The 673-nt window shown below is 40.6% G+C and carries 1 protein-coding gene and 2 pseudogenes; 2 read left to right on the top strand and 1 reads right to left on the bottom strand.

The genetic code is table 11. The annotated features are described in order from the left end of the window. Positions 1–69 (bottom strand): annotated as a pseudogene (locus KIV40_RS28880) (sulfurtransferase TusA); the annotation flags it as partial. A 148-nt stretch (positions 70–217) separates the two neighbouring features. On the opposite strand from KIV40_RS28880, the gene KIV40_RS28875 reads away from it, so the two are divergent. After that, positions 218–403, top strand: a complete 186-nt coding sequence (locus tag KIV40_RS28875; RefSeq protein WP_285352655.1) for a hypothetical protein — start codon at positions 218–220, stop codon at positions 401–403. A 169-nt stretch (positions 404–572) separates the two neighbouring features. After that, positions 573–673 (top strand): annotated as a pseudogene (locus KIV40_RS35560) (LysR family transcriptional regulator); the annotation flags it as partial.

The following is a 673-nucleotide window of genomic DNA, read 5'->3' as shown; positions in this document are numbered from 1 at the left end:
TACCGGTTCTGGGCAGCGTAGCCCTTGTGCTTCTAAAGTGTGTGTGGCCAGTTCAGGATTGAATGTCATGATAGGTGTCTCTTTCTGTATAACGAGGGGAATAATACGTCTGCAGAAAAAATATGCAATAAGTGCTTGGCAAACAGAATTATTTACTATAAATTATTTAACAAGTTGGTAACAACTTAAACAAATGACAACTAGCTAAGGAGTGGCGATGTTGACAGCACTTGATAGATTAACCATATATTCGGTTCTCTGCTTTATTTCTTTTTGCGCGTTAGTGTTACGCACACCAGCAGAGGCCTCGTTAATGCCAATCATTGGCATAGCAGCAACAATTATTGGTATTTGGGTTGAAATGCGACGCTGGCGTGGCTTGCCAGAAGAGCAGGAACATTAAATCGCAAGATATCTAACCTAAGTACAAAACGTTTTTCCGATACGACACATTCCGACACTATCCCCAAATTTTCTTGGGCTTCCCCGCGTAATTGCGGGATTTTTTTTATCTAAAGCATGCTATAAACAAGTTGGTGAACAATGATCATTGTATTCAGCTAGGTAAGCGTGTGGAATTAGAAGACATTTATCGTCGAGATTTAAATCTGTTGGTTGCTCTTAAGGTATTAATTGAAGAGGGCAGCGTTAGCCAAGCCGCTTTGCGTTTGAA

The organism is Vibrio sp. D173a, from assembly GCF_030248475.1.
This window is presented reverse-complemented; position numbering and strand designations above follow the sequence as displayed.

Bases quoted from the DNA above. Each gene is read 5' to 3' on its own strand.
- KIV40_RS28875 (WP_285352655.1), top strand. From the start codon at position 218: ATGTTGACAGCACTTGATAGATTAACCATATATTCGGTTCTCTGCTTT.